16 protein-coding genes are annotated in these 20,516 nt (G+C 44.9%); 5 read left to right on the top strand and 11 right to left on the bottom strand.

Annotated elements, in window-relative coordinates; genetic code table 11:
* Nucleotides 1-4 precede the first annotated feature (4 nt).
* A complete protein-coding gene (gene ligD, locus MHH52_RS04980) occupies nucleotides 5-889 on the top strand; it encodes a non-homologous end-joining DNA ligase (RefSeq protein ID WP_340007017.1) in 885 nt (294 codons plus the stop codon).
* 303 nt (nucleotides 890-1,192) lie between these two features.
* On the opposite strand, the gene MHH52_RS04975 is transcribed toward ligD, so the two are convergent.
* Both MHH52_RS04975 and cls read right to left on the bottom strand, forming a co-directional pair.
* Entirely contained in the window at nucleotides 1,193-2,032 is an 840-nt protein-coding gene (locus MHH52_RS04975; RefSeq protein ID WP_313638432.1) for a YitT family protein, read from the bottom strand.
* 240 nt (nucleotides 2,033-2,272) lie between these two features.
* Entirely contained in the window at nucleotides 2,273-3,703 is a 1,431-nt protein-coding gene (cls, locus tag MHH52_RS04970; RefSeq protein WP_340007016.1) for a cardiolipin synthase, read from the bottom strand.
* A gap of 207 nt (nucleotides 3,704-3,910) precedes the next feature.
* On the opposite strand from cls, the gene MHH52_RS04965 reads away from it, so the two are divergent.
* Both MHH52_RS04965 and MHH52_RS04960 read left to right on the top strand, forming a co-directional pair.
* Nucleotides 3,911-5,029 carry a peptidoglycan DD-metalloendopeptidase family protein gene (locus MHH52_RS04965; RefSeq protein WP_340007014.1) on the top strand — a complete coding sequence of 373 codons (1,119 nt, stop codon included), beginning with the start codon at nucleotides 3,911-3,913 and terminating at the stop codon, nucleotides 5,027-5,029.
* Nucleotides 5,030-5,092: 63 nt separating this feature from the next.
* Nucleotides 5,093-5,542, top strand: coding sequence for a polymer-forming cytoskeletal protein (locus MHH52_RS04960; RefSeq protein WP_340007012.1), 450 nt, complete (start codon nucleotides 5,093-5,095; stop codon nucleotides 5,540-5,542).
* A gap of 8 nt (nucleotides 5,543-5,550) precedes the next feature.
* On the opposite strand, the gene MHH52_RS04955 is transcribed toward MHH52_RS04960, so the two are convergent.
* The 6 genes from MHH52_RS04955 to MHH52_RS04930 all read right to left on the bottom strand — a co-directional run bounded on the left by MHH52_RS04955 (nucleotide 5,551) and on the right by MHH52_RS04930 (nucleotide 15,646).
* Entirely contained in the window at nucleotides 5,551-6,339 is a 789-nt protein-coding gene (locus MHH52_RS04955; RefSeq protein ID WP_340007010.1) for an ABC transporter permease, read from the bottom strand.
* A complete protein-coding gene (locus MHH52_RS04950) occupies nucleotides 6,332-7,243 on the bottom strand; it encodes an ABC transporter ATP-binding protein (protein ID WP_340009494.1) in 912 nt (303 codons plus the stop codon). Before MHH52_RS04950 ends, MHH52_RS04955 begins: the two co-directional genes overlap by 8 nt.
* A 213-nt stretch (nucleotides 7,244-7,456) precedes the next feature.
* The gene (gene gltB / locus MHH52_RS04945; RefSeq protein ID WP_340007008.1) at nucleotides 7,457-12,052 is read right to left on the bottom strand and encodes a glutamate synthase large subunit; all 4,596 of its coding nucleotides are present in this window, start codon (nucleotides 12,050-12,052) and stop codon (nucleotides 7,457-7,459) included.
* 377 nt (nucleotides 12,053-12,429) lie between these two features.
* Entirely contained in the window at nucleotides 12,430-14,784 is a 2,355-nt protein-coding gene (locus tag MHH52_RS04940; protein ID WP_340007006.1) for a YhgE/Pip domain-containing protein, read from the bottom strand.
* 204 nt (nucleotides 14,785-14,988) lie between these two features.
* Nucleotides 14,989-15,564 carry a TetR/AcrR family transcriptional regulator gene (locus tag MHH52_RS04935; RefSeq protein WP_340007004.1) on the bottom strand — a complete coding sequence of 192 codons (576 nt, stop codon included), beginning with the start codon at nucleotides 15,562-15,564 and terminating at the stop codon, nucleotides 14,989-14,991.
* Entirely contained in the window at nucleotides 15,494-15,646 is a 153-nt protein-coding gene (locus MHH52_RS04930; RefSeq protein WP_340007002.1) for a hypothetical protein, read from the bottom strand. Before MHH52_RS04930 ends, MHH52_RS04935 begins: the two co-directional genes overlap by 71 nt.
* 184 nt (nucleotides 15,647-15,830) lie before the next feature.
* On the opposite strand from MHH52_RS04930, the gene MHH52_RS04925 reads away from it, so the two are divergent.
* Nucleotides 15,831-17,018: a glycosyltransferase gene (locus MHH52_RS04925; protein ID WP_313638420.1), complete on the top strand. Its 1,188-nt coding sequence runs from the start codon at nucleotides 15,831-15,833 to the stop codon at nucleotides 17,016-17,018.
* 68 nt (nucleotides 17,019-17,086) lie between these two features.
* Here the strand turns inward: MHH52_RS04925 and MHH52_RS04920 are convergent, their stop codons facing one another.
* The 3 genes from MHH52_RS04920 to thpR form a co-directional block, all read right to left on the bottom strand.
* Nucleotides 17,087-17,770, bottom strand: coding sequence for a metal-dependent hydrolase (locus tag MHH52_RS04920; protein ID WP_340007000.1), 684 nt, complete (start codon nucleotides 17,768-17,770; stop codon nucleotides 17,087-17,089).
* Between the two features lie 74 nt (nucleotides 17,771-17,844).
* Nucleotides 17,845-18,750, bottom strand: a complete 906-nt coding sequence (locus MHH52_RS04915; protein ID WP_340006998.1) for a cell wall hydrolase — start codon at nucleotides 18,748-18,750, stop codon at nucleotides 17,845-17,847.
* Nucleotides 18,751-18,828: 78 nt separating this feature from the next.
* A complete protein-coding gene (thpR, locus tag MHH52_RS04910; protein ID WP_340006996.1) occupies nucleotides 18,829-19,431 on the bottom strand; it encodes an RNA 2',3'-cyclic phosphodiesterase in 603 nt (200 codons plus the stop codon).
* A gap of 88 nt (nucleotides 19,432-19,519) precedes the next feature.
* Between thpR and MHH52_RS04905 the strand changes: the two genes are divergently transcribed.
* Nucleotides 19,520-20,476, top strand: coding sequence for a D-2-hydroxyacid dehydrogenase (locus tag MHH52_RS04905; RefSeq protein ID WP_340006995.1), 957 nt, complete (start codon nucleotides 19,520-19,522; stop codon nucleotides 20,474-20,476).
* Nucleotides 20,477-20,516 lie beyond the last annotated feature (40 nt).

Genomic DNA, 20,516 nt, shown 5'->3' with positions numbered 1-20,516 from the left:
CAGGATGCCAGCAGCCATCAAAGGCACAATTACTGTAGACGGCCAAGAGTTAATCATCACCAATCCGGACAAGCTGCTATGGCCTGAATGTGGGATTACGAAGCGAATTTATCTGCAAAAGCTCGCCGCACTCTCCCCCTACCTGATGCGCTATTGCCGAGATCGGCTGCTTATGGTCATCCGTTATCCTCATGGGATTTCCGGAATGTCCTTTTATCAGAAAAATGCTCCTGATCCTCTACCTTCCTTTGTCCAGACCGCAAAATATGAGAATATTAACTACATCATGCTGCAAGGCTTACCCGAGCTGATCTGGCTGGGTAATCTCGCTGCCTTGGAATTCCACCCTTCTCTGCATTATGTAGGTAGCGATCTGCCTTGTGAATGGATGATTGATCTCGATCCGTCACGTGAAGTTGAACCCCGTATCATGGAAGCAACTGCGATCGTAGGAACGGTCTTATCCTCCCTTGGATTGTTGTCTGTACCCAAAACCTCCGGTGCCACCGGGGTGCAGATCATTGTTCCTATCGAGTCTGGCGTTACTTTTGATGGACTGCGAAAAATTGGGCACTTTGTCGGCCGTTATGTCACCGAGAAGCACCCCGATTTATTCACATTGGAACGTCTGAAGAAGAATCGTGGAGATAAAATTTATTTTGACTACCTCCAGCATTATAGTGGTAAAACTTTAGCTGCTCCTTACACACCACGCGCGCGTCCGTTTGCTACAGTATCCACGCCTTTGCTCTGGGAAGAGGTTCAGCAAAATGTATCTCCCTCTAATTTTCATCTGCTCAATATCGAGGAACGACTGCAACGTATGGGAGATCTTCTGGAAAAAGTGCCTCCACAGCCCGTCGAACAGCTCATCGCTAAGCTCCCATAGAGGTGGAATGCCATGAATAATAAGGTATTAAAACAGCAATAAGCCCGCAGCATCAACTTCATGCTACGAGCTTATTTGGCGTCCCACTCAAGGACAGAAGGTATATAAGTTAAGAATACGGCACATCGAGTCTTGTTCACCGTATTTATTGCTCCATTATTCGTAAAAATACCTTCTTTCAGTTAATAATACTAAAGCGCCAAGCTAAAACGCCTGCGGCGTCCTTTTTAGGACAGTAAGCGTTTATGCGAGAATTATAAGGATAAAGTATAGCGTGAAACTTATACTTCCTTATAATTTAAACTAATGAATTGCTTTCTTCTTGAAACGGCCACCTTTAACATCATGAATGTTACCTATTGCGATGAATGCACCAGAATCCCAATCCTCAACAATGGATTTAAGCTTGGCTTCTTCCAAACGGGTAATAACCACGAAGATCACTTTCTTATTCTCCCCGGAAAACCCACCTTCTCCATCTAAATAAGTAACACCGCGTCCAAGACGCTCCGTCAGGGCTTCACCGATATCACGGAAATTATCACTAATAATCCATACTGATTTCGATTGATCTAAACCCTCAAGTGTAATGTCAATCACCTTGAATGCAATGTAATAAGCAATTAGTGAGAACATCGCATTATTCCAACCGTACACAAATCCAGCTCCGGATAAGATGAACAGATTGAAGAACATAACAACTTCACCTACAGAGAAGGGAAGCTTCTTGGCTACTAGAATCGCTACAATTTCTGTACCGTCTAGAGATCCTCCAAAACGTACAACTAACCCTACACCTACACCAAGAATGATACCTCCAAACACGGCAGCAAGCATGGGCTCAACCGTAAAGGCATTCACATGATGCAACAAGGAAGTACCAATAGACATAAGTACGATTGCATATAAGGTAGATAAGGCAAAGGTCTTACCGATTTGCTTATAACCAATTAACAGGAACGGAAGATTTAACAGCGTCAATAAAATTCCCAGAGGAATGTCGAACAGATATGATAAAATAATGGAGATACCGGTAATTCCACCATCAATCATTTGATTTGGTACGAGGAATATCTCAAGTGCAACAGCCATCATTGCTGCCCCTATGGATAACATGATCATTCGCTGCGCGAACTTAGCCATTTTATGTGTTCCGGTCTTTTGCAGTTTGTTCTGTTCCTCTTTGGCAATCATTTGTGGACTCACATTCATAGAACTCCCCCTACAATTTAACAGTATAGTTTTGAAACATTCGGAAGTATAATTATAATCTATACTTTCTTACATTTCTTCTTATACAATTATTATATCATAAAATAAGCCCTAATAATGAATAGAACACGTTATATCCTTCGAAAAATTCAGATTTAGTCCTCTTTCCGGTCATAATAGCGGAGATAACAACTGACACAGCCCTTCACCGAGTTTGACAACTCTCCCTCTCTCCTTAAACTTTACAGGATCAATATATTCACTGTGCTTTTGATCCTTCTCAAACCCTGTGACTAGTGGAGATATAGCATCAGGATGAAGCAGCACAGCAGTCAATTCAAAGTTAGAATAAAAGCTGCGCATATCCAGATTTGCACTTCCCACCGTAGCCAACAGATCATCGACAATCATGATTTTGGCATGCATAAATCCTTTGGTATAGCGGTAGAATTTCACTCCTGCATCTTGTAAATTTTCCAAATAAGACAAAGAAGCATGATAGACAAGTATATTATCAGGCTTCGCCGGAATGATAATTCTTACATCCACACCACGAAGTACTGCACTCTTCAAAGCCCTGCAGATTGCAGGATCAGGAATAAAATACGGAGAAGTAATCCAAATCCGATGTTTAGCTGCGCATAAGGCGGCAAAATACATCTCCTGAGAGGCATCTATTGCAGCATCCGGGCCACTTGCAACAATCTGCACGGCTTCTTGCTCCTCACAAGCATGTTTTGGGAACAGACGAGGATGACTCATGCTTTCACCAGAGGCCAGTCTCCAATCCTTTAAGAAGACATACTGAATATAATATACAGAGTCTCCTTCGAGACGCAGATGGGTATCACGCCAGTATCCCATTTTGAGGTCCTTTCCCAAATAATCATCCCCTATATTCATTCCACCCGTGAAACCAATCAATCCATCCACCACCAGGATCTTCCGATGATTTCGGAAATTAAAACGACGGTCCAATAGAGAACTAATCGGAGGTAAAAAAAAGTGGAACTCTACTCCCGCATTTTTCAAGGCACGGATGAATCTGCGGCTTAAGTGATGGCTACCCAGACCATCACAAAGCAAGCGCACCTTAACTCCCTGACGCGCCTTCCGAATCATAACATCTTGAAATTGCTCACCAATCTCATCATCACGATAAATATAGAATTCCAGGTGTATATGTTCTTTCGCTTCTTCCATAGCTCCCAGCATAGCATCATACGCTTCTCTCGCGGTTGATAATACCCTGCTCTTGTTGTGGCCAGTAATCGGTCCTTCTGAGATCTTCGAGAGCAAATCCAATAGACCTTTATTATTCTCAAACTGAGCATTTCCACTCTCAGTAACATTCTTTACTACCTTAATTTTGCCAGAGACATACGAACGAATTTCACGGAAGAGTGAAGTACATCTTTTGTTTATTTTTCGATTCTGTCTATAATCACGACCCAGAAAATAATAGAATGCAAGACCAAGCGGTGGACAACAGAATGAAATGAACAACCACGCCATAGCCCTTTGCGGGCGACGGAACTCCATAAATACAATTACTGCGATCTGTATAATAAAAAGACTTAGAATTATCGCAAAGGTCTTCAATTCCCTACCCCCTCCATTAATAAAACAGTTGCAATAGACTCGCTGCGACGACTCTAGTACAGGTTTTGCCGTAACTCTCTTTCTTTATTCAAACAAACCGTTGTCATGTTCCCGAAAGATATGGAATACATAGAGTAGTAAGACAATTCGGGATGAGCCTAATGGAAGTACGGTCGTTAGCTTCGGGTATCGTAAGGCGGCTGCCAAATGCCGCGGAAAGGAGAAGCCATGAAGAGTCAGCAAGATCATAACCGGATTACGCTGCTCGTCGTAAGGGATGCCGGACGCCCAGTCAAACAACTCCAGATATCCAAGCCACTTGCGTTCGCCCTGCCGGCAGCGGCAGCACTTTCCCTCTCCAGTCTGGTCACCTCTATGCATTTCCATGCCTCGCAGTCGATCTCACAACTGGAAGCTGAGGCAGCCGCACTATCACTAACCAATCTCCGCATGGAAATGAAGGTCGCCGACAAGGATAAGGATCTAATGCAGCTTCGTAATCAAGTCAGCGAGCTATCAGAAGAGGCAGATAGTATTAAAGACAAGCTGAAGAGTGTAAATGCGCTGGAACAGGAGTTGCAGTCATTGATTAACAAAAGCAAAGGCTCCGCCACAGAAACAAATGAATCAAAAACAGGATCTACCGCTTCAAATTCAACATTAGGCTTATCAAGCCGTAACGCTTTGCCAATACCTAATGAGACATCCTTTAAAGGTACAATCACACCACAGGTAGGCGGAGAATATATCGCTGCTTATCAAAACGAATCGCTAAATCTGGTGGAGGAAGCAAAAGACGACTTCGAAGAGATCCATGGGATACTCGATGAGATGGTGAAAAGTATTTCTCAGACGATCACTCAGGCAGAGCATGTGAATAACGTCCAAGCAAATCTAGAGGCAAAAAAGATTAAGGCTGAAAAAGCTAGACTTAATGCAGTGTCCCTCTGGCCTACCGATTCCAGGGTCATCTCCTCAAGCTTCGGCTACCGATCAGACCCATTCAAGGGCTCATCTGCGTTCCATTCCGGTGTCGATATTGCGGGGAACTCAGGCGATCCTGTATATGCCGCCTTGGATGGTGAGGTCGTTACCGCTGAGCAAATGGGCGCGAGAGGCAAGTATATTGTGATTAAGCATTCGAACGGGCTTGAAACTTGGTATATGCATCTGAAGGGAATGATTGTATCTGCAGGAGACAAGGTTAACAAAGGGCAGAAAATTGGCTTACTTGGAAATACCGGACGAAGCACAGGACCTCATCTTCATTTTCAGGTAGTGAAGCAGAACAAAACTGTGAACCCATTGAATTATGTCAAACCCTAAGCATAACCGCCTTCGGCGTCCTTATAAGGAAAAGTTCAATTTTAGAATAGGAGGAGTATGTACATGTGGAACAAGCGGCAGCAGCGCGTCCCTTTCAAGTCTACTGACTCTCTGATCGGGCATGGGGGTACTCTGGAGGGTAAGGTGCATTGTGATACGAACCTGCGGATTGAAGGTACCTTTAGCGGTGAAATTATATGCAGTGGTGTAGTCACTGTAGGTGAGGAAGGTACAGTGCGCTCCAGTATTAGAGCAGAAGAGATCGTTATCGCTGGTAAAGTATATGGAGATGTTACCGCAGATCGCAGACTCATAATGACTGGCACTGGAGAGCTACACGGTAATATTTCGGCAGGATCACTCAGTATTATGGAAGGCAGCCTGCTTAATGGTTCCATTGCCATGCAAGAACAGCCCACCTCTGAAAAAGCAGGTGAGCCCAAAAGTAATATGAAAAAGGACAAGGCAGCTAAACGCTCCTCCAAAGTAGAAGGAACACTTGAAGCCGGTTAAACCCATTTTTATCCAGCAACGTCCCTTTTACGGAAAACAAACCAGGAAACAGCTAAGAATACGATATAATACGCCGCTAGCACAGCAATGGAGAAGCCAAGTGTAGCACCACCTGGGCCAATATCAGACCCTAGATAGACGCTTAGATCCATATGAGTGAAAATTAAATATTTAGCCCATTCGAACACATCTGGATTAAGCAAAGCAGCGAAAATACCTTGGGCAAACATGATAAACATGGATAATCCAATAGCCAGTCCACTTGCGCGGAATACCGTGGATATCATGAAAGCAAGCGTAACCGTCAAGAAAAGAGTGATGTAGCGGCATAGGAGATCCATAAAGGAATATTCAGCAGGGCTCCAAGCCGCAATCGAAGATGGCATATTTCCAGTTGGAGAGGCAAAAATCAACGATGAAGCTAGACCAAAAACAATCAATACTGCCGTACAAAGAAAGCTAAATAAAACAATGCTAATGTATTTTGAGAGCAAGATCTGGGAACGACTCCACGGGCGAATCAGAAGCATTTTGATGGTTCCCCAGGTAAATTCGCCCGCTACGGAGTCAGCAGCCACAACAACAATGAAGATCGTATTCAGAAAGAATACAACACTCACTACCATTTGGAAGCTGTCCCAAGTTCCCATTAGCGATGAAGAGCCACCCGCTGTGTAATACATCATAGCAGGAAGAAACGCACTAAATACTGCAAGAATAATCAGCATAATCCATGTGCGGACACGGCTATATATTTTGATGTTCTCATTATGTATGAGAGCTGTAAAATTACTCAATTCCTTCACCTCCTGTAACCTCTAAGAATTGATCCTCTAGCGTACGGGCAATTGCTTTGATACTGTACACTTTAATCCCACCTGCCACTAGTCTGGCATTAATCTCAGCAATCGCCTCACGCTCCGCCTCAACTACAAGTCCCCCACTTTTTACTACTCCAAATCCAATAAGAGTAAGTGCAGCTTCAGCATCGTCAACCTCATACAAGGTTTCTCCGATTGGCATTGCAGTATTGCCTACATCTTTTAACTGTTTTACCTCGAGCAGTTGTCCATTCTGAATAATGGCTACACTGTCACACATAAGCTCCATCTCGGAAAGTAAATGGCTGGAGACAAATACAGTTGTTCCTTCTTCATGACATAGACGGCGTAAATAGTCACGAAGCTCACGTATGCCTTGTGGATCAAGCCCATTGGTTGGCTCATCTAGGATCAGCAGCTTCGGCCGGTTTAGAAGCGCCTGCGCCACTCCAAGCCTCTGACGCATACCTAGTGAATAAGTTTTCACTTTGTCATGAATTCTTTGACCAAGTCCGACCAGCTCCACAACCTCATCAATCCGTTGCTTCTCGACCCCCGGTACCATCCGTGCAAAATGTCTGAGATTCTGATACCCGGACAGGAACTTGTACATTTCAGGATTTTCTACAATAGCCCCAACACTCGAGATAGCCTCTTTAAAATTACTTTTAATACTATGACCACTAATCAGGACATCCCCACTGCTCATGGAGATTAACCCAACCATCATCCGTATTGTAGTCGTCTTCCCTGCACCGTTTGGTCCCAAAAAACCGAATATTTGACCCGGTGGGATGTCCAACGTTAAATTGCTTACTATCGTCTTAGAGCCTATTTTCTTGGTAACTCCCTGCAGGCGTGCAACAGGCTCCGACAAAATTTCTGTATTTGACACAGTATCACTTCCTTTCATTTACAAACAAGTTTACCATACAGCTTTTTTCAGAAAATTACAAAAAAGAAACAGTTTAACCTACTTTAAACCGAAGTTCCGATTCTATTTGAACAAAAAGGACCTGGTCTCCCGCAAACGGAAGTGTCCAAGTCCCTCATATCACTTCATTCAATATTCCGTTATTTCAGCTGCAGCTATTTAGCCACCTACGCGTGCAAGCTCGCGCATATTCGCTTCAAATGCAGCCATCAAAGCAGCTTCTCCGGTCAACCCAGTTTGTTCTACTTTGCGAATCTGCTCCATCATCCGTTTGTAATCCTTCGGAATGACACGAACAAACTTCGGCAAGCTATCTGCCCACTGATCCAGTACCCGCGCTCCCGCCTCACTGCCTGTAAGCTCTACATGACGGCTAATCAGCTCGCGTAACTCTTCGATCTCTTCTAGCTCTTCCACTCTCTCGAGCAGTACCATTTCGAGATTGCAGCGGCCGATGAAGGATCTATCTGGGTCATAGACATAAGCGATACCACCAGACATCCCTGCCGCAAAGTTACGGCCTGTTTCACCAAGAACAACCACACGACCTCCAGTCATGTATTCACAGCCGTGGTCGCCCACGCCTTCTACAACAACCTTCGCTCCAGAGTTACGGACGGCAAAGCGTTCACCAGCGATACCGCTGATATAAGCTTCTCCACCTGTTGCTCCGTAGAATGCAGTATTTCCGATAATGATATTGTCCTCAGCAGCAAAGGTAGCTTTTGGAGATGGCTTGATAATAATCTTACCACCCGACAGTCCTTTACCAACGTAGTCATTGGAATCTCCTTCCACCATAAGCGTGATCCCCTTAGGCACGAATGCTCCCAAGCTTTGACCAGCAGAACCAGTGAAATGAAGACGAATTGTATCATCAGGCAAGCCGGCTGCCCCGTATTTACGTGTCAGCTCGCTACCAAGAATGGTTCCAACGGCACGATTAACGTTCGTAATGGGTAGCGATGCTTCTACAGCCGTACCAGACTCCAGTGCAGGTGCTGCCAGATCCAGCAGTTTGGAGACATCAAGCGTCTCATCCAGACCATGATTCTGACGTTTACTGCAGAAGCGTGTGCTTCCCTCTGGCATTTCCGGTGTATGCAGCAGACTGCTCAAATCTACGCCCTTCTTCTTCCAATGCTGCGAAGCCTGAACAGCGTCTAGGCAATCTGTACGGCCTACCATCTCTTCAATCGTACGGAAGCCAAGACTCGCCATAATTTCGCGTAGATCCTGCGCCACAAAGGTCATAAAGTTAACTACATGCTGCGGATCACCAGTAAAGTTCTTACGAAGATCTGGATTCTGTGTCGCTACACCAACCGGACAAGTATCCATTTGGCAGACACGCATCATGATACAGCCCACAGATACTAGCGGAGCTGTGGCGAAACCATACTCTTCAGCACCCAGTAATACAGCTACAGCTAGATCGCGGCCGCTAAGCATTTTTCCGTCTGTTTCCAGTACAACGCGGTCACGCAGATTGTTCAGCATCAATGTCTGATGCGTTTCGGCCAAGCCAAGCTCCCATGGAAGACCTGCATGACGGATGGAGTTCATCGGTGATGCACCTGTACCCCCGTCATAACCGCTAACCAGGATAATATCGGCACGCCCTTTGGCTACGCCAGCAGCAATCGTACCTACTCCGACTTCAGATACGAGCTTAACATTAATGTTTGCACGTGGATTTGCATTCTTCAGATCGTAGATCAGCTCTGCCAAATCCTCGATAGAATAAATATCATGATGCGGTGGAGGTGAGATCAAGCCCACACCAGCTGTTGAGCCACGCACTTCAGCCACCCAAGGATAAACTTTACGTCCTGGTAGCTGTCCGCCTTCCCCTGGTTTAGCACCCTGAGCCATCTTAATCTGGATCTCATCAGCGTTAACAAGGTAGTTCGAGGTAACTCCAAAACGTCCGGAGGCTACCTGTTTAATCGCACTGCGACGGGAATCGCCATTGCTATCCGGGATATAGCGGGCCGGATCTTCTCCACCCTCACCGGTATTACTCTTACCACCGATCCGGTTCATCGCAATGGCAAGTGTCTCATGTGCTTCCTTACTAATGGAACCAAAGGACATCGCACCAGTCTTAAACCGTTTCATAATAGACTCTACTGGTTCTACTTCTTCTAATGGAATCGGTTCATAAGCTGACTTGAACTGCAATAAGGAACGAAGCGTCAGATGCTTCTCACTTTCACCTTGAACAAGTTCAGCATATTTCTTGTACATCTTATAATCTCCACTACGCACGGAGTGCTGAAGCAGATGAATGGTCTGTGGGTTGAACAGATGCTCTTCCCCATCGTTACGCCATTGATAATCACCACCGGAATCAAGCACTTTATCATTTCCATCTTTCTCTGTGAAAGCACGGTTATGATGGATAAGTGCCTCGGCTGCTACTTCCTCAAGACCGATACCGCCAATGCGGGAAGGTGTCCAAGTAAAGTAACGATCCACGAATTCAGAGTTCAGACCTACAGCTTCAAAGATTTGCGCACCCCGGTAGGATTGAATAGTCGAAATCCCCATTTTGGAAAGAATCTTAACTACGCTCTTAGTCGCAGCTTTAATATAGTTCTTAACAGCCTTCTCATGCGAGATTCCCCGCAGTAAGCCTTGGCCGATCATATCATCCAAGCTTTCAAATGCCAGGTACGGATTTACTGCACTCACACCATAACCGAGTAGAAGCGCATAGTGATGGACTTCACGAGGTTCACCGGATTCCAGCAAAATACTAACTTTTGTCCGTGTACCTTGACGGATCAGATGGTGATGCAAACTGGATACCGCAAGTAGAGCTGGAATCGCAGCATTCTCACTGTCCACACCTCGGTCAGTCAGAATCAGAATGTTATGCCCTTTAGCCATAACACGATCAGCAGCCTCATTCATACGCTCAAGTGCAATGCGCATTCCTTCTGCCCCTAGCTCAGCTGGGAAAAGAATTGGAATGGACATTGATTTGAAGCCCGCACGACGAACATGACGAATCTTAGCAAAATCTTCATTCGAAAGGATTGGTGTGTGCAGCGAGATATGGCGACAGCTTTCTGGTTCTGGTTTAAGCAGATTACGCTCTGGTCCAATAGTAGTCGTTGTGGAGGTAACCAGCTCTTCACGAATAGCATCGATTGGTGGATTCGTTACCTGAGCAAACATTTGTTTGAAATAGTTATATAGACGCTGCGGACGGTCCGAAAGTACGGCGAGCGGTGCATCATAACCCATGGAACCGATAGCTTCAGCGCCAGTAGATGCCATTGGCTCAAGTACCTTACGCAAGTCTTCAAAAGTATAGCCAAATGCCTGCTGCAGCTGCTGCACATTGTCATGCTTAGGATTTGGCAGTTCAGGCGCATCCGGAAGCTCTTCGAGACTAATCAAATGCTCATCTAGCCATTGTTGGTAAGGCTTCTCAGTGGCGATAGCCGATTTGACTTCCTCATCGGAGATAATGCGGCCTTCCTTCGTATCCACGAGCAGCATGCGTCCAGGCTTCAGGCGATCTTTATATAAGATGTCCTCTGCTGGAATGTCCAGTACACCCGCTTCGGAGGATAGAATAATCATGTCGTCCTTAGTTACATAATAACGAGCAGGCCGCAAGCCGTTACGGTCCAGAATAGCGCCGATTTGCACGCCATCGGTAAAGCCCATTGCAGCAGGCCCATCCCACGGCTCCATCAAAGTGCTGTGGTATTCGTAAAAAGCTTTCTTGTCGGCGTCCATCTTATCATGATTGCTCCATGGTTCAGGGACCATCATCATGGCTACCTGTGGCAAGGAGCGTCCGCTCAAGTAAAGAAACTCAAAGGTATTATCGAACATTGCAGTGTCCGATCCATCCGGGTTAATAACAGGTTTGATCTTGCTCAGATCTTCGCCGAACACTTCACTCTTGAACAGCGACTGGCGAGCATGCATCCAGTTCACATTACCACGCAAGGTATTGATCTCACCGTTGTGGATCATAAAGCGGTAGGGATGCGCACGTTCCCAGCTTGGGAAGGTATTCGTACTGAAACGGGAGTGAACTAACGCGATCGCTGATTCCAGCTCTTCGTTCTGCAAATCCAGGTAGAATTGTCCGACTTGTTCTGTAGTCAGCATGCCTTTGTATACGATCTTACGGCATGACAAGCTTGGTATATAGAAAGATTCAGCCTCTTCTACACCACCGTAGCGGATCGCAAGCTCTGCACGTTTGCGGATTACATAAAGTTTACGCTCAAAAGACAATTCGTTCGTAATCGAGGTCGAGCGACCGATAAACACTTGGCGCACAAAAGGCTTAGCAGCTTTCGCTGTCTTGCCAAGCATTTCATCATAGGTAGGCACATCACGATAGCCGAGTACTTCCTGACCTTCTTCGGCAATAATGTTGCTTAAGAGAGCTTCATGTTGAACCCGAACCTCTTCGTTATGAGACAAAAAGATCATACCCACGCCATAATGGCCTTGTTCAGGCAATGAAAAGTCTAGCTTCTGGGCTTCACTTGCAAAGAAACGGTGTGGAATTTGAAGCATGATACCTGCTCCATCACCAGAGTTGGGTTCGCTACCTTGTCCTCCCCGATGCTCCATGTTAAAGAGCATTGTTAAAGCGTTACTTACAATATCATGGGACGGTTTGCCTTTAATATGGGCTACAAATCCCATGCCGCAAGCATCTTTTTCGAACTGGGGATCATACAGGCCCTGTTTTCCGGGCAGTTCAGTGTGTCTCATCGAACACAACCTTTCTATAATAAAGTATGACGTAATCTTTGGAAAATTTTTCAGATTAAAATTTTAATAATTATTCAAGCCAGATTAGTGCTATTATTTTATCACCGAGGTGACATCAGCGCAATTTAAACTTTTTTATGAGGCTGATTAACATTTGTTTTTGCGACACAGCTTTAGTGGGAGAAAGTTTAAAAAAACCTCACTGTGCATAATTATGCACAAAGAACGCATAAGAACTTATGCAATGAAAGCGTTACAAGAATTTTCATTCCCCTTGAATGTTTGCAAGAAAAAGGTCTTTTATGATTTGAAGTCAAAAAAAAAGCGTCTCCCTGAGGAGGCGCTTTTTAATACCTTTTTTCAAAAAATCTATTGGATTATACAGTCATAGCTTGTTCACTTTTCATTCCAGCCTCATTGTCCCGACTGCGGGTCATGAAGTAACCGAATGTAAGAGCAAGGAAACCAAGTCCAAAGATTGCAAGCACACCTACATCACTCCACATTGCACTGAAGTCCCCTGTAGAAATTACTGCTTTGAAACCACTAACTGTATATGTCATTGGAAGCAGTGGGTTAAAGAATTTCATCCAGTTCGGGATCAATTCAAGTGGGAATGTTCCGGCACTAGTTGTTAATTGGAAAATAAGAATAACGATAACAACAAACCGTCCCGGTTGATCCAGCCAAGTTACAATGGATTGAACTACCCATGTGTAAACTAGACTAGTCAGGAATGTGAATAGGAAGAACAGCGGTACACTTTTTACTTCTAGTCCAAGTCCGTACAATACAACCACAGCGGCCAGCATAGACTGGATAAAGCTCATGATTGAGAAAGTAAGCGTACGGCTGATAAAACGATTTAGACGGCTAGCGCCAATTACAGCTGATTCACGCATTGGAATAACAATCGTAGAAATCAGAGCACCTACGAACAACCCAAGGGATAAGAAGTAAGGAGCAAACCCTGTGCCATAGTTCGGTACATGATTTACAACTTGATCCTCCACCACAACCGGCTGTGCGAACATTTCCATCATTTTATCTGACTTTTTCACGCTGCCTGATTGTTCAGCAGCTTCACCAAGCTTAGTTGCGAGCTCTGTTGATCCAGATTTCAGATCATCCATCCCATTCTTCAACTCGCCTGCACCACCAGCCAATTGTTTGGAACCGTCAGCTACAGCACCAATGCCGCTACCTAGTTCACCAACACCACTGAGTAGCTTCGATGTGCCATCTCCAAGCGCTTTACCACCCTTAGCGAGCTTATTGCCACCAGCTGCGGCTTCACTAAGCTTCGCGCCAAACTGTTGCATACCTGCTTGCAGCTTGTCGCCGCCAGTTACAAGTGCTGAAGCGCCTTGTGCCAATTTTTGTTGTCCTGCCAAGAGCTGAGTACTACCAGCATTTAACTGCTGTGCTCCCTCATGTAATTGAGTTACACCTGCATCTACCTGCTGCGAACCGGTATGCAATTGAGTAGCACCCTGTGCTAATTGCTCTTGCCCACTGTGAAGTGCGCTTGCTCCTTGTGCTAACTGCTGCTGACTTTGTTGCAACTGTTCACTACCTTGTGCAACAGCTGCACTAGCTGCCAGGAGCTTCTGTACGGCTGCATTTTGAGCCAATTCAGGACTAGCCTGTGCTAGTTGCTGCAATCCTTGAGCGACCGCTTTAGCACCCTCAGTTACCTTCGTGCTGCCATCTGCTGAAGCTTTCAATCCTGCTTCAAGCTTCGCACTGCCTTCTACGGAAGAGGCCAGACCCGCTCCAAGCTTAGCACTGCCATCCACTACAGATTTTGTTCCTGCTTGTAGTTTAGTAGTACCATCCACTGCTGACTTTGTTCCTGCTTGAAGCTGTGTAGCACCTGTTACAGCTTGCTGCAAACCATCACTAAGCTGTTTACTGCCAGCAGCACTTTGTGCAACACCGTCTTGAAGCTGTGTATGAGCAGCCGACAATTGCTGCAAACCGCCTGCTAAAGTGCCAGAACCAGATTGCAATGCGGTAGCACCTGCATTCAAATCAGTTACACCTTTAGTAAGTGGCTTTAAGCCATTTTGAAGCTTGCCCGTACCTTCAGTCAGTACAAGAAGGTTCTCTTTCAACTTCAGAGCGCCGTCATCCAGCTTTCCTGCACCATCGGCGATCTTGGTTGCTCCATCTCCCGCTTCGCCCAGTCCATCAGATGCTTTTGTAATCTGATTAAATACTGCATCCACATAAGCCTCTGTTACCTTAGCAGATATTTTAGATTTAATTTCTGATACAGCTGAGCCGCCGATTTGACCGGCCAGGAAGTTGTAGCCTTCATTTGGCTCATAAATAATTTTTGCCGGTTGTGGTTCATCATCCAAAAGTGTTGTAGCTTTAGCAGAGAAGTCTTCTGGGACAACAATCGCCATATAATAAGTATTGTCCTTCATTCCTGCTTCCGCCTCTTCTAATGAAACAAAGTTCCACTCAAAGCCGTCGGTTACCTTAAGCTCTGCAACCAGATCATCTCCGACCTGAAGTTGTGTTCCTTCATAATTAGCACCTACGTCTTGGTTGACTACTGCAACCGGTAGTTCATTCATCTTGCCATACGGATCCCAGAATGCCTTCAGGAAGAATCCGCTATACATCACCGGAATAAATAAGATGGCAATCATCGGAATCAGCACTTTTGGATTTCTCAGGGCTGCGCCAAGATCCTTGGTAAATACGGATAATGATTTCATTCTGGTTCTCTCCTTATGAGCTTATGCTCTCTTTAAAATGCTTTATTTGCGAAATATTACGTAACACTAGGTGACCATTTTCCCCATTCGGTCAACTTAGGGGATAAAAAAACGCCTTACGGCTCTTCTTTAATACCTAAAACAGCTTGGAATTTGTTAAGGGAAAGCGAATCTGATAACGCTATCCCTATCCTGAATCAACGCTTACTGTGCCAATCCTTCGGCGAGAAACAAATGAAAATACATCTTGATCTGTTCCTTGTCCAAGGGAGTATGTGTTTTATTCAGTTCAGCAGTCAATACAATATATAACCTGAACATGACTACGGATACGATTTTGGGATCGCAAGGTTTGATTTCTCCCTTTTGGAGCGCTTGTTGCACCTCCCGTTCTAAATATTCTAAAACTAAGTTCTCAATCTTCTCGAGCCCTTCTCCTGCCTGCGGCGTTCCGAATTCGCGACTTTCCTGGGAAAGCTTGATGAATAGCTCCTGCTCGCTTCGAAATTCCAGCAGCGCATCCAGCACACGATGCAGGTTATCAAAGAACGGTCTGTCTCGCCTGATCTCGCGCTCAGCAATCATCTTCATTTCCACCATCATATCGCGCAGGATCTCATCAAACAATTGCTCTTTGTTTGTAAAAAAGGTGTAAATGGTTCCTTTACCCACATTTGCAATCTTAGCAACCTGATCCATTGTAGTCGCCTTATAGCCGAATAAAGAAAAAGATTTTGCTGCGGCTTGAAGCACCTGCTGTCTTCGATCCACCACTGCCACCTGTGCCCACTTCCTTTCTCCAGAAAATATCGTTACCGCTGACTTCTGACCACTTTACTAATCCGGTCAATTGGTCATTCATTACTTTAACATGTAGCTTTGCAGTTTGCAATAGTTTTGAAAATCTTTTATTTTTTAATTTATTGCAGGGTTTTAACTTTTATTTTACGTCTTATTTGTATAATGTGAGTAGAGAACAATTTTCCATAATCTAATTTAGAAGAAATTCCGCATTTCTATTGAAAAGGAAAGTAGCAGGTGAACTTATGCGAAAGAAAAGAGTACTGCTGTTTTCGGAAGGCTTCGGTACGGGCCACACAGGAGCAGCCTATGCTCTGGCCGAAGGAATAAAGCTGCTGAATCCGGATGTCCAGTGCCGAGTCATCGAGTTAGGTAAATTCCTTAACCCAATGGTCGCCCCATGGATTCTTTCCGCTTACCGAAAAACAGTTAGCAGCCAGCCTAAGCTGGTCGGCATGATGTATAAGACACAGTATCATAAATCATTGAACCCGTTGACTAAGATGGCACTTCACCGGATTTTTTATACACATGCCTCACAAGTGATCGAGCAGCTAAAGCCTGATTTGATTATTTGCACGCATCCCATTCCGGCCGCTGTCATTTCCAGACTAAAGCGTCGCGGATTGAAGGTACCGCTGTATACGTTAATTACAGATTATGATGCACATGGTAGCTGGGTAAATTCTGAGGTCAACCGTTATCTCGTATCTACCCCACGCGTCAAATCTATTCTAACAGGCCGTGGAATTGCTCCCGAGCTTGTAACGGTCACGGGCATTCCTGTGCATCCGAAGTTCTGGGAACGATCCAACAAGACGCTGCTCCGCAAGGAACTAGGTCTAGCCGATATCCCTACAGTACTTATAATGGGTGGAGGATGGGGGCTGATGTTCGGCAAAAAGATTATGAATTCACTCACAGCCAGAATGGATAACATCCAGCTCATCTTCTGTATGGGCAGCAATGAGAAGCTTATAGCCAAAATGAAGTCCAATCCAAGACTGAATCATCCTAATGTTAAGATTCTTGGATACACCAGTGAAATCAATAAATTGATGGATGCTTCCGACCTACTAATCACAAAGCCTGGTGGTATGACCTGTACAGAAGGTCAGGCTAAGGGAATTCCGATGCTTTTCTATAAAGCTATTCCAGGACAGGAAGAGAAAAACTGCCAATATTTCGTCGAGCTAGGGTTAGCTGAGGTGCTCGACTGTGAAGTAGTGAACAAATGGTTCTCTATGATGCTCCGTGAATATTCTGTTCTCGAAGAGCAGCGCAAACGCCGACTTGCCCCTGATAAGCATCAACCGCAAAGCTGCGCGACTACTGTTCTGCAGATGTTAGGCAATCCTGCAGACAAATCAGCTGATATCAGAGGTTCAAGACCTCAAGCCCGAAGCGAAGAAGCTGTGTGCATTACACCTTAAAGAAAAGCAGGTAGCCGGGGAACTCCCCAGTTACCTGCTTTTTTTTGTAACATGTGATCGGGATTGATTTATACTTCTATACTTTCGCCAGCTTTAAGTGGAAATCCCTCTACACCCTCCTGGCGCAGACGATTACAGAAATCCACAGCATCCTGAGCAATATCCGGAAATGTATTGTAATGAAGCGGTATGACCTTATCCGCCCGCAACCAGCGTGCAGCCAAGAGCGCATCATCCGGTCCCATGGTCAGCATATCGCCTATAGGCAGGGCCGCCAAGTCAATCGCAGTCCTCTCTCCAATTAGACGCATATCACCGAACAGTGCGGTGTCACCAGCATGGAATAACGTCTTCCCCTCTATCGTCAATAGAATACCTGCAGGCTGTCCAGCATAAATCCAAACGTCGCCTTCCTGAATCGATGAGGAATGAAACGCCTGAGTATATTTAACGGTAATGGCATCATAAATATGACTGCCACCTATATTCATATGTTTAACCTTGGCACCCTTCATTCGGCAGTATTCTGCAAGCTCAAAAACAGCAAAGATCGGACAATCATTCTGTTTGGCTATTTGCACAGCATCACCTAAATGATCGGAGTGACCGTGAGTTAGCAGTACAGCATCTACAGTAATGTCATCAGGTGAAATACCGGAGTTCGGATTTCCTGACAAAAAAGGGTCAATAATAACTTTCGCTTGCTCTGTCTCTACCAGCAGTGCTGAGTGTCCGTAATAAGTGATCTTCATGACGATTCTTCCACCTCCAGGGTTATATAGTTTAGTTTACCCTATATATAGCTGAGGTTCACAGATTCGGTCAATTATTTATAAAAAGTATGATTTCCAATGGTCTTAACATACTCCTGCGAATGATGTACGGTAAGATCCTGCGCAAGCTTAAGCGATAGGAAAAAATAAGTATCATCGGGAACTTCCTTTATTCCGGAGAGCGCAGCGTTCACCGCTTTAATACAATCATCACTAGGCTTCACACGTTTAAGACGCCCGTTAGCTACAGGACTAAATTGGTGCTTTTGATAAATGACCTTATATATCGTGTCGGGGAATTTGGCTGACCGTAGCCTATTCAGAACAACGTTGGCAACTGCCACCTTGCCCTGGTACGGTTCACCTTCCGCCTCTGCCATTACAATCTTTTGTAGCAGAAGCAGTTCTTCTTCGGATATAGCGTAGCGCCGGGTTGCATTACTTTGCTGCTCCTGGCTTAATAGCTCGGTCCGAGAGAAGTATAATGTTGTGAGGGGGTTTTTCTGAGATGCCGAGACTGTCTTAACCACAGTCTGAGCGCTCTTTGTTGCTGTTTCCGCCATTTGCGGCGCTTTCTGCACAGCTGGCTTAGATTGTACTACATCAGCCTTTACCCGAACTATGGAAGCGTGTGATGTGTCTTGTCGCTTTATTTTACTCATACTAAGCCATTCCACATCCTGCTCTGGTGTCCAAGTGGAACTGAGCAAGCTAACTGTGTTATAAAGCTTATTTGTTTGTGAAACTTTATTAGTGCCCCTCGTCTTACTAGATATTGATTGTTCTTGTACAAGGTCAAGTACCGCTGCACGGCTCGTAGATTGCAACTTGTCCATCTGCACACTATCAGTTTTCCCTTCGGCAACCTGTTCGTGTTGCAATAAGCTTATGGCAGAGAAACACACTAATATAACGCCAACGAGCAACGCAATATAGCGGTTTTTTTTAAAAATTAACATGATATTCCTCCTATTTCACGGCACATTCCTATTTGTATGTAACCGAAAACGGAAGCTTTGAAAACTTAAATATCGATTTTAAAATGTAATATTTTCAATGATTTCATACATAGGAATGGCATACATTCTGGTAGCATACAACACAAAACTATCAATCGTCCAGTCTCTATGAAAGATTTTTGATCTTTTTTCATCATCCAATTTCAGTAAATTTTCCAGCATTTTATCATCAATTGAAATTTTTCCCCGATACTTTCGTGCAACTGTGAGATGTGGTTTATACTCCCTAGATTCAGCTGGAAAACCTAATGGAAGCATCGCAGAGTGTACTTTCGTAGCTAGTTGATTCAGCTCCTCTAATTCGCCAGAAACCCCTACCCATAACACTCTTGGAGCCGTTGGAAGACCGAATGTACCCCATTTGTCCAAGGATAGTTTGAAGGGGCGGCATTGCCCTGACAACTGCTTCAACGCCATGATTAAATCCGGGATTATCGTCTTCGGGGTGTCTCCCAAAAATTGCAGGGTAATATGATAATCCTCTGGATGCGTCCATTTAGCGAACTGATAAGTCTGAGATAGATTGGAGCACTCCTGAGCCAAAACTTGTCGAAGTTCCAAGGGTAATTTCACAGCAATAAACAATCGTTCTGAATCTTTATCCGACGCGTTAGCATTCATATCAATTTCACCTTCTCCTATAGATTTGGTATCCTTATCCTATAACATTATCCATTTTCATCAAACCGTAGAGCAGGAGGAATACATCATGACTAAGTCCATAGTATGTTTACAGCCACTTACAGCCCAGCAACAGGAAAGGATCAGAGCGGCGGCCCCCGGTTATACATTCACGCAAGGAAATGGCAAAAATCCGGATCTACAGCTTCTTGCTGATGCTGAAATCGTAATCGGCTGGGCCAAAGGCATTGCCGATACACTTCTTCGTCCAGATTCCCCCCTTCGCTGGGTACAATCTTGGTCTGCTGGAATTGAAAAACTTCCGCTTGAGCGTTTTAAGGAACGTGGTATTCTTTTGACCAGCGCCAGCGGAGTTCATGCCGAGCCTATTTCTGCGGTAATCTTCGGCTTCATGCTACTCTTTACACGTAATTTGCATACAGCAGTACGTAATCAGCAGAATCGCTACTGGAACTCTGAGGGTAGTGAAAGTGAATTATTTGGCAAGACAGCCGTTATTGTTGGAACCGGGGCCATCGGCAGCGAAACAGCTAGAATTGCTAAAGCCTTCCGGATGAAGACCATCGGGGTGAGTCGCTCAGGTAAACCGCTCGCTGATTTTGATCAAGTATATACCACAGGCCACCTGCCAGAAGCTGTGAGCCAAGGCGACTTTATCATCAACATACTCCCTATCACTGATGAGACTAAACATTTATTTAATACTGCAATCTTCTCCGCCTTTAAACAAGGCTCCTATTACATTAACGTTGGACGTGGAGCGACTACCGATACCGAGGCTCTAATCGATGCACTGAATCGTGGGCAGCTTCGCGGTGCCGGATTGGATGTATTCGAGACCGAACCCCTTCCGCAGGATCATCCACTTTGGGCTATGGAGCAGGTAATCATCACTCCACATTCCGCAGGCGTAACAGATCAATACGCTAATCGGATCGTAAATATTTTTACCGAAAATATGAATTCCTATTTATCATCTGGCACTCCATCCCTAAATCTCGTCGATTATGCCCGCCAATATTAATTTTAGGAATTGATTTCTAGGAACACTTGTTCTATAATGA

Source organism: Paenibacillus sp. FSL K6-0276, from assembly GCF_037977235.1.
Classification (GTDB): domain Bacteria; phylum Bacillota; class Bacilli; order Paenibacillales; family Paenibacillaceae; genus Paenibacillus_AQ.
Note: the sequence above shows the minus strand (reverse complement) of the source record. Positions and strands in the feature narration are given on the sequence as shown.